At 28.5% G+C, this 10,597-nt stretch carries 9 protein-coding genes; all 9 read left to right on the forward strand.

The window, feature by feature from the left end:
* Nucleotide 1 precedes the first annotated feature (1 nt).
* The 9 genes from frr (at nt 2) to rnpM (ending at nt 10,592) form a co-directional block, all read left to right on the forward strand.
* A complete protein-coding gene (gene frr, locus BN3657_RS06465; RefSeq protein ID WP_019138274.1) occupies nt 2-559 on the forward strand; it encodes a ribosome recycling factor in 558 nt (185 codons plus the stop codon).
* A 48-nt stretch (nt 560-607) separates the two neighbouring features.
* On the forward strand, nt 608-1,333 hold the full coding sequence (locus tag BN3657_RS06470; protein WP_062552252.1) for an isoprenyl transferase: 726 nt from the start codon (nt 608-610) through the stop codon (nt 1,331-1,333).
* Between the two features lie 2 nt (nt 1,334-1,335).
* Entirely contained in the window at nt 1,336-2,118 is a 783-nt protein-coding gene (locus BN3657_RS06475; RefSeq protein ID WP_062552253.1) for a phosphatidate cytidylyltransferase, read from the forward strand.
* 9 nt (nt 2,119-2,127) lie between these two features.
* Entirely contained in the window at nt 2,128-3,138 is a 1,011-nt protein-coding gene (gene rseP, locus BN3657_RS06480; RefSeq protein WP_062552254.1) for an RIP metalloprotease RseP, read from the forward strand.
* Nucleotides 3,135-4,190, forward strand: coding sequence for a flavodoxin-dependent (E)-4-hydroxy-3-methylbut-2-enyl-diphosphate synthase (gene ispG, locus BN3657_RS06485; protein WP_074017850.1), 1,056 nt, complete (start codon nt 3,135-3,137; stop codon nt 4,188-4,190). The genes rseP and ispG overlap by 4 nt, the downstream gene beginning before the upstream one ends.
* A 4-nt stretch (nt 4,191-4,194) precedes the next feature.
* Nucleotides 4,195-8,442 (forward strand): PolC-type DNA polymerase III, encoded by a 4,248-nt coding sequence (locus BN3657_RS06490; protein ID WP_187363626.1) that lies wholly within the window; start codon nt 4,195-4,197, stop codon nt 8,440-8,442.
* Nucleotides 8,443-8,546: 104 nt separating this feature from the next.
* Nucleotides 8,547-9,008, forward strand: coding sequence for a ribosome maturation factor RimP (locus BN3657_RS06495; RefSeq protein WP_062552255.1), 462 nt, complete (start codon nt 8,547-8,549; stop codon nt 9,006-9,008).
* Between the two features lie 11 nt (nt 9,009-9,019).
* Nucleotides 9,020-10,303: a transcription termination factor NusA gene (nusA, locus tag BN3657_RS06500; protein WP_062552256.1), complete on the forward strand. Its 1,284-nt coding sequence runs from the start codon at nt 9,020-9,022 to the stop codon at nt 10,301-10,303.
* A gap of 25 nt (nt 10,304-10,328) precedes the next feature.
* Entirely contained in the window at nt 10,329-10,592 is a 264-nt protein-coding gene (gene rnpM, locus BN3657_RS06505; protein ID WP_062552257.1) for an RNase P modulator RnpM, read from the forward strand.
* Nucleotides 10,593-10,597: the final 5 nt, after the last annotated feature.

Raw genomic sequence — 10,597 nt, forward strand, 5'->3', positions numbered from 1 at the left:
TATGATATCTGATCTTAAGAAAAATACGGAATCCAGAATGTCAAAATCTGTTGACTCACTTACTGAATCACTTCAGTCTATAAGAGCAGGACGTGCTAATACAAGTTTGCTTGACAAGATTTATGTTGATTATTATGGACAACAATCTCCACTTAATCAAGTTGCTAGTCTTTCTGCACCAGAGCCAAGACTCCTTGCAATTCAACCATGGGATGCTACTTTAATTCCTGAAATTGAAAAGGCAATACAAAAATCTGATTTAGGAATAACTCCATCAAATGATGGAAAGATAATTAGACTTGTTATTCCACAACTAACAGAAGAAAGAAGAAAAGATCTTACAAAGTTAGTTGGAAAGTATTCTGAAGAAACCAAAGTATCTATTAGAAATATCAGAAGAGATGCAATGGAAGATGTAAAAAAAGCAGAAAAAGCTAAGGAAATTTCAGAAGATGATAAAATAACTTATGAAGAAGATATTCAAAAGTTAACAGATAAGTATATCAAAGAAGTTGACAAAGTAGCAGAAAATAAAGAAAAAGAACTTATGGAAATTTAATTTTTAGCCTTAGATTAATATTCTAAGGCTCTTTTTTTAAGGAGTTTTATGAATTATTACGAAAAATTAGACTTTGATAATATTCCTAAACACGTAGGAATTATAATGGATGGAAATGGCAGATGGGCAAAAAACAGAAAAAAACCAAGATCTTTTGGGCATAAAGAGGGAACAGAAAGAGTTATTGAAATTGTTGAAGCAGCTTATAAGATTAATGTTAAGTCCCTAACTTTGTATGCTTTTTCAACAGAAAACTGGAAAAGACCAGAAGAAGAAATTTCTAAATTAATGGATTTACTTGCTTTTTACATAAAAAGTCAACTTGAGAAAATTAAGAAGAATAATATTAGAATAATGGTCTTAGGTGACTACACCGCATTTCCAGAGAAAATAGTTGGTCTTATAGATACCGCATTGCAGGAAACAAAATCAAATGATAAAATGATACTAAATATTGGTCTAAATTATGGTGGTCAAAGTGAAATTGTAAGAGCTAGTAAAAAAATTTGTGAAGAAGTAATTGCTGGAAATATTTCTATTGATGATATAAATACGGAATCTTTTAAAGATTATTTATATACTAGAGGACAAAATGATCTTGATCTTCTTATTAGACCTAGTGGTGAGCTTAGAGTTTCAAATTTTCTACTCTATCAGTTGGCTTATAGTGAGTTTTATTTTTCAGACATACTATGGCCAGACTTTCATGAGAATGAATTTTATAAAGCCATTTGTGATTTTCAAAGTCGCAATAGAAGGTATGGAGGATTATAATCTTGACTGATTTACAAAAAAGAGTTTCTACAGGTGTTGTTGGAATAGCACTAATTATTTTAATTTTTTATCTAGGTTTAAATGCTATAAAAACTGCTATATTTATTTTGACCTTAGAGGGAATTAGAGAACTTTATAATGCATTAGTAAAAAAAGGAATTAAATTATATTTATCAACCTTGCTTTTTGGAGCTCTAGTGACTTTTTTATGTTCATTTTTCCATTTGAATTTAATATTTGGACTTGTAGTTTATTTTATTTTAAATTCATCTATCTATGTAATATCTGAAGATTACTCTATTAGCAATTATTCTTTTACAAATATGTCTTATTTATATGTTGTTTTCTTCCTAAATTTATTGGGAAGTCTTGATGATATATATTTGATAATATCTGCATTTGTAATTGCTTTTACAACAGATACTTTTGCTTATTTTGTTGGGTCTACCTTTGGAAAACACAAGCTTATAGAAAAGGTTAGTCCTAACAAATCTATAGAGGGTGCAATTGGTGGCACAGTTTTTGCTTTAATTCTAACAACAGTATATTTTGTAATGTTAAATAAATATAATGCAATTTATAATATTAATTTTATTGTTATTCTTATAGTTTTACTAGCATCAATAGCAGGTCAATTTGGAGATTTATTTGCTTCAAAGATTAAAAGATTCACAGGAATTAAAGATTATGCTCAAATTTTACCAGGTCACGGTGGAATTTTAGATAGATTTGATAGTTTAATTTTTATAAGCCCTTTTATATTTATTTTATATAATTTTATTTAAGGAGATAAAATGATTACTATAATAAGTTCGTTACTTGTTTTTTTATTAGTTGTTATGCTTCATGAATTTGGTCACTTTACAGTTGCTAAATTATCTGGTGTAAAAGTTAATGAATTTTCCGTTGGTATGGGTCCAAAGATATTTCAAAAGAAAAAAGGTGAAACTTTTTATAGTTTGAGAGCCTTACCAGTTGGAGGGTATGTAGCAATGGAAGGTGAAGAAGAAAATTCCCATGATCCAAGAGCATTTAATAATGTTCATATTATTAAAAGAATGGCAGTTGTTTTAGCTGGTGCCTTTATGAATTTTGTACTTGCTTTTATTGCTTTTTCTATAATATTTTCTATTATTGGTTATGGTTCTAACAAAATAGACAAAATTGTTCAAAATTCTCCAGCTCAAATAGTTGGATTAAAAAATGGTGATGAAATTATAAGCATAAATGGTAAGAAAACAAAAGATATATACGATATCAATTCTATAATTTCGGAAAACAAAAATAAAGAGATGGATTTCACAATTAGGAGAATGGGTGAGACAAAAGATTATAAGATTACTCCTGAATTTTCTTCTGAAAACAATATGTATTTAATTGGAATTACAGCTAAATTAGATCACTCAATTATTAAATCAATAAGTCTTGCTTTTGATAGGACATTAGAGATTTTAAAAATGATCCTACAAAGTATTAAAATGATGTTCTCAGGATCTTTTAAGTTAGAATATTTATCAGGTCCAGTTGGAGTTGTCCAAGTTATTGGTTCTGAATCGTCAAAGGGATTTTTAAATTTTCTACAGATTTTAGGATTAATTTCAGTAAATCTTGGTGTTTTTAATTTATTGCCTATTCCTGCTTTAGATGGGGGAAAGTTCTTATTTTTGCTAATTGAAGCACTAAGAGGAAAACCTATAGATGAAAAAATTGAACAAGGACTTTCATTAATAGGTATAAGTCTTTTATTTTCACTTATGATTTATGTAACTATTTTTAATGATATTGGAAGGTTGTTTAATAAATGATAGACAGAAAAAAAACAAAAAAAATTTACGTTGGAAATGTAGCAATTGGTGGAGATTCTTCAATATCAATTCAATCAATGACAAATACTAATACAAAAAATATTACTGACACTGTTTCTCAAATAAAAAAATTAGAAGAAGCTGGTTGTGACATTATAAGAATGGCTGTAAATGACTTAGAAGATGCAGCTGCACTTAGAGAAATAAAAAAACAAATTAATATTCCTATTATTTCAGACATACAATTCGACTATAAGCTTGCTCTTGCAGCGGCAAAAAATGAAAGTGATGCAATTAGATTAAATCCAGGTAATATTGGTGAATCATGGAAAATAAAAGAAGTTATTGAAGCTTGTAAGTTTTATGATATTCCAATAAGAGTTGGAGTTAACTCTGGATCTGTAAAACAAGAGTTTTTAGATAAATTTAAGGGTGTTAATGCATCTTCTATATGTTATAGTGCAATGGAAGAAGTTGAATTGTTAGAAAAAAATAATTTTTCAAATATCGCAGTATCTTTGAAGGCCTCAGATGTAAATCTTACTATAGAAAGTTATAGAAAGTTTTCAGAAATGTCCAACTATCCACTTCATTTAGGAGTAACTGAAGCAGGTAGTCCAAAAAAAGGAATAGTAAAATCAGCAATTGGTATTGGAACTTTATTAGCTGAAGGCATCGGTGATACAATTAGAGTTTCATTGACATCTGATCCTGTTGATGAAGTTATTGCAGGGAAGGATATTTTAAAAGCATTAGACCTTAGAAGAGAAGGAATCGATTTAATTTCCTGTCCAACTTGTGCAAGAACTAAGGTTAATTTAATTGAAATAGTTAATAAGGCTGAAGATAGACTTTATGAGTTAGATAAAAATCTGAAAGTCGCAATTATGGGATGTGCCGTTAATGGTCCTGGAGAAGCGAGAGAAGCAGATATAGGAATAGCTTGTGGGGATGGAGAAGGTCTTATATTTAGTAAAGGTCAAATTATAAAAAAAGTTCCAGAAGATAAGTTATTAAGTGAATTATTAAAAGAAATTGAAAATATTGGGTGATAGTTTGATATTATTAAGAGATATTTTACAAAAACTAGATTCTCCTCATGAAAATATATCCGAGGAAATTGTAATTGAATCTATAAAAAGAAATAAGCTTTCTGGAGAGGTATTCTTTGTTATAAGTTCAAAAAAAGAACTTGAATTAAATTTTAAAGATGAAATTAAAAATATTTTTTCAAGTAATTTAAATAATTATAAAATTCATATTGATTATAAATCATCTTCTCTTTATACAAGTGAAGATGATTTAATTTGTGCCGAAATTTTAAAATACAATCCATCTTCAAAAATTTGGATAAAAGATATAATAATAAATAAAAATGAAAAAATTAATAATATAGAAATTATTTTACCTAGCGAAGAAGCTTATTATAGTTTAAGTCAAAATGGATTTGCATCTTATCTCGAGAATGAACTAGAGGTTTTTTCATCTTATAAAGTTAAATTTTCATTTAGTGAAAATAAGCTAGAAGAAAATAATATTGAATCTTTTATTACAAAAATTGATCAAGCAGAAGAAGTTATTTCTACAAAACATGAAATTGAAGTTAAAAAGAAATCTGAAAATAAAGAAAAAGAAAAAAAAATAAAGAAATCAAACTCCTATGGAAAGAAAGATATTGATGAAATTGAAAGACTAATAGACGTAAATGTCAATTCTCAAAAAGTTACGGTAGAAGTTGATATATTTAATGTCGAAAGTCGTCAGTTAAAAAATGGAAACTTTTTAATTGCTCTTTCTATCACTGATTACACATCTTCAACTTTAGCAAAAATATTTCTAAAACCAGAAAAAGCAGAAGAATTTTTGGAAAGTTTTAGAGAAGGTGATCACGTTTTAATAACAGGCAATGTTTCCTATGATAACTTTTCAAGATGTGAAACAATTATGCTTAGGTATATTGAAAAAAAAGATAAGATTATAAGAATGGATTACAGTGATGAAAAGAGAACTGAATTTAGAATTCATTCAAAAATGTCTCAAATGTCTGGTGTCACATCTTTTACTGATTTTGCAAAAAGAGCAAAAGTATGGGGACATGATGCAATAGCAATAGCAGATACTAATGATGTCCAAGGTTTTCCAGAAGCAATGGAAGCAGGAGATGAAACTGGTTTAAAAATAATTTATGGTACAGATATTAATTTTGTAGATGATTTTGAAAAAATAGTTACAAATTATGATAGAGATAAAAGATACAACACTTATGTTGTTTTTGATATTGAAACCACAGGACTTTCTTCGAGAAATGATAAAATTACTGAAATTGGAGCTGTAAAAATTAAAGATGGAATTATCACAGATAGATTTTCACAGCTAATTAATCCTGAAAAAGAAATTCCTCAAGTTGTTGTTGAATTAACGGGAATCAGTAATTCACTTGTTGAAAATGAACCAACTATTGAAGAAGTTATTCCAAAATTTTATGAATTTGCAAAAGATTCAGTTCTTGTTGCTCATAATGCTAAATTTGATATTTCTTTTATTAGAAGAGAGTATAAAAAGAATAATTTAGAGTTTAAGCATCCAATACTTGACACTCTTGTATTGGCAAGAGCTACTATGACTCATATGAAAAGATTCAACTTAGGAACTTTATGTAAAAATCTTGGAGTTTCTCTAGTTGGAGCCCATAGAGCTGTAAATGATGCCGAAGCAACTGCTGAAGTTTTTATTAAATTAGTTGAAAAAATAAAAAGAGAAGAAGAATTCAATTTTGATAATCTAAATAAACATATTAAAAACATAGATTCTAAACGACTGTTTGAGTCATCTTTGCTATTAATTGTTAAAGATGAAGTTGGTCTGAAAAATTTATATAAACTTATTTCTGAATCTCACATGGAATATTTTAATTTTTCAGCAAAAGTACCAAGAAGTCTTTTAAATAAGTATAGAGAAGGTATACTAGTTGGATCGGGTAACGCAAATTCTGAACTTTTTGACGCAATTTATAGAATGAATCCTCATGAAGAATTATTAGAAATTGCTAAATACTACGATTTCTTAGAAATTCAACCAGCAAGTGATAATATAATGGCAATTGAAGATGGTAAACTTACAATTGAAGATATAAAGATAATTAATAAAGAAATTTTTTCTATAGGAAAAGAACTTAATATACCTGTTATAGCAGATTCTGACACTTACTATTTAGAAGAAGATGATGATGTTTTAAGGCGAATTGTTCTTAATGGTAAACCTGGAAGACCAGATCCTCAAGCAAGTAGAAATCAAAAATTTTATTTTAAAAGTACAGAAGAAATGCTAGATGAATTTTCTTATTTAGGAGAAGATGATTCCTATAAAGTTGTTGTTGAAAATACGAAATTTTTAAAGGATTCTATAAAAGATATTAAACCTATACCAGATGGTAAATATCCTCCAGTTATAGAAGGATCAGATCAATCTTTAAGAGAGATGACTTATAAAAAAGCTCATGAAATTTATGGAGAGGATCTTCCAAAAATAGTTGAGGATAGGTTAGAAAAGGAATTAAAATCCATAATATCTAATGGTTACTCTGTTCTATATATAATTGCACAAAAACTAGTAAAAAAATCTAATGACGATGGATTTTTAGTAGGATCAAGAGGATCTGTTGGTTCATCCTTTGTTGCAACTATGGCAGATATAACTGAAGTAAATCCTTTACCACCGCATTATATTTGTCCAAATTGTAAATATTCTGAGTTTACAAAGGATTTAACCTATGGAAGTGGAGTTGATATGCCAGATAAAACGTGTCCAAAATGTGGAAGTCCATTAAAAAAAGATGGTCATAACATTCCTTTTGAAGTGTTTTTGGGATTCTATGGTGACAAAGAACCAGATATAGATTTGAATTTTGCTGGAGAATATCAACCTAGGGCACATAAATATACAGAGGAATTGTTTGGAGAAGGCTATGTGTTTAGAGCAGGAACTATTGGAAAAATTGCAGAAAAAACTGCTTATGGTTATGTTAAAAAATATTTTGAAAATAAAAATATTTCTCTAATTGAAGTTGATAGATTATCCCGAGCAATAACAGATGGAAAAAGGACAAGTGGACAACACCCTGGTGGAGTTATGATTGTTCCTAAAACAAATTCTATTTTTGATTTTACACCAATACAATATCCAGCAGATGATCCAAGTTCTGGAGTAATAACTACACATTTTGATTATAACTTTATTCATGGCAAAATATTAAAACTTGATATACTTGGACACGATGGTCCTACAATTATAAAAATGCTTGAGGATTTTACTGGAATAGATTCAAATTCAATTAGATTTGACGATGAAAAAACTTTATCTATCTTTAATAGTGCAGAAATATTTAATATGGATGAAGATATTTTTTCTTGCAAAACCGGAACTCTTGGAATTCCAGAATTTGGAACATCTTTTGTAATCTCTATGCTTCTTGAAACAAAACCAAAGAATTTTGCGGATCTTGTTAGAATTTCTGGTCTATCACACGGTACAGATGTTTGGATATCAAATGCACAAGAATTAGTTGATTCAGGAAGAGCTGAACTAAAAGATGTTATTGCTACTAGAGAAGATATAATGGTTTATCTTATAAATGCTGGTGCAGAAAATAAAATGGCATTTGATACAATGGAAAAAGTAAGAAAAGGAAAGGGACTTACAGAAGAACAGGAAAATATAATGAAAAATTTAGACTTGCCTGAATGGTATATTGATTCCTGTAAAAAAATTAAGTATATGTTTCCAAAAGCACATGCTGTTGCTTATGTTATGTTATCTTTCAGAATTGCATACTATAAGTTAAATTATCCTTTGGCTTTTTATGCCACATTTTTCACTATTAAATTAAATGATTTTAATGGAGAAAGTATAATTGAAGGTCCTAATTTCTTAAAAAATAGAATTAAAATTTTAAAAGAAATAGAAAAACCTACTGCCAAAGATAAGGGAGAAATAAGAGTTTCTGAAGTTGCTCTTGAAATGTATGCTAGAGGATTTGAATTTTTACAAGCAGATATTTATAAGTCTAAAGCATCTGAATTTACAATAGAAGACGGAAAAATTAGAATGCCTCTTAGAGCAATCCCAGGTATTGGAGAAAATTGCGCTAAAAATATTGAAGAAGAATCGAAAAAATCAAAGTATTTATCCGTTGAAGATTTTTCAAAAAGAACTAAAGCAGGTAATTCTGTAATATCAATTTTACAAAAAAATTCTATGCTTGAAAATCTTGATGAAACTAATCAAATTTCATTATTTAATTTTTGAAAACTTGTATTTGTCGCAATTTGTGTTATAATTTAATAAAGAAAGATATTTTAGAGTAAAGAGTGGGACGACCCACTCTTTGTTTTTTAGTAGTGAGGTGTTAAGTGAATAAAAAAGAATTAAAAAAAGAAATTTACCCACTAGCTGAAGAGGTAGCAGAGGAACTTGGCTACGAAATTGTAGACATAGAATTTCAAAATGGATCAAAGCATGATCTTTTATCAATTTTTATTTATAAAAAAGATGGCATTGATCTAGATGACTGTACAGATATGAGTAGGAATTTAGAAAAAAAATTAGACGATTTAGAAATATTAGAAAATCCTTATTATCTTGAGATTTCTTCGCCGGGACTTGATAGACCTTTAAAAACAAAAGATGACTATAGAAGAAATATTGGAAGTGAAGTAGATGTAAAACTTTATGCCCCAATAGACGGAAAAAAGGAATTTAGTTTTGTTTTAGAAAAATATGATGATGAATATGTTTATTGTAAAATTGATGATAAAGAACTTTCAATTCCAATAAAATCTATTTCATCAATGAAACAAACTATTAAATTTTAATGGAGGAATATATGAACCAAGAGTTTATAGATGCTTTGAATGAAATAGAAAAAGAAAAAGGAATTTCTAAAGAAATAATTTTTGAAGCTTTGGAGTCAGCTTTAGTTTCAAGCTATAGAAAAAACTATGGAACATCTGAAAATGTTATTGTAAATATGGATAGAGAAACTGGTGAAATTAAACTATTCGCATCTAAAAATGTTGTTGAAGAAGTTGAAGATCCTCAACTTGAAATATCACTTGATGAAGCTAAAAAAATTGATCCAGACTATTCAATAGGGGATGTTTACAACTTAGAAATTCATCCAAAGAATTTTGGTAGAATTGCAGCACAAACTGCTAAACAAGTTGTCATCCAAAGAATTAAAGATGCAGAAAGAGATATAGTTTTTGATGAGTATGTTGAAAGAGAAAAAGAAATCATTACAGGAGTAGTACAAAGAAAGTCCTATAACAATGTTTATATTAATTTAGGAACAACTGAAGCAATTCTACCTTATGGGGAACAAATAAGTGGAGAATCTTACAATCACGGTGATAGATATAAAATGCTAATTCTTTCTGTAGAAAAATCTACAAAAGGTCCACAAATTGTTCTTTCAAGATCTCACCCAGATCTAATTAAAAGACTTTTTGAATTGGAAATTCCTGAAGTCAGCGAAGGGATTGTAGAAATTTATTCTATCTCTAGAGAAGCTGGATCAAGAACAAAAATTGCAGTATTTTCAAGAGATCCAGAAGTTGATCCTTTAGGTGCATGTGTAGGATACAAGGGACAAAGAGTTAATGCAATTGTTGATGAAATCGACAACGAAAAAATAGATATAGTTATATTTGAAAAAGAAGTAGATAAATTTATTGCAAATTCACTTAGTCCTTCTAAAGTTGAAAAAGTGTTTATTAATGAAGCTGAAAAATCTGCACTTGCGATTGTTCCTGATTATCAACTTTCTCTTGCTATTGGTAAAGAAGGTCAAAATGTAAGACTTGCTGCTAAACTAACAGGTTGGAAAATTGATATAAAATCTAATCTTCAATTTGAAGAATATCTTGAAGAAAAAGATATAACTGAAGAAGAATTGAGAGAAGAATTTGAAAATTCTAAAAAAGATAGTTCAGAAGAATTTGAAGAAAATTGTGAAGAAACTTTAGATAATCTAGATAATTTAGATTCTAAAATAGATGGCAAAGAAGATTTAGATTTAGATTTAGAAAATTCTTACGATGAAAATGAAAATTTGTTAGAAGTTGAAGAAGAAACAGAAACTTCTAATACTGATGAAGAGGAAATTTAAAATTCTTAATTTAATGGAGTAAATAATGACTAAAATTAGGAAGATTCCTATGCGAACTTGTATAGGATGTAGAGAACAAAAGGCAAAAAAAGATTTAATCAGAGTTGTAAAAAACAAGGAAGATGAAATCTTTATAGATAAAACTGGAAAGGCAAATGGAAGAGGAGCTTATTTATGTAATGACAAAAGTTGTTTAGAGAAAGCGATAAAGTCAAAAGCTTTAAATAGGGCGTTTACAACAGAAATTAGTGAGGAAGTCTATGAAAAACTAATTGAGTCTGTAGATTAAGCTTC

Source organism: Peptoniphilus phoceensis (assembly GCF_001517665.2).
GTDB classification, from domain to species: Bacteria; Bacillota; Clostridia; order Tissierellales; family Peptoniphilaceae; genus Peptoniphilus_A; species Peptoniphilus_A timonensis.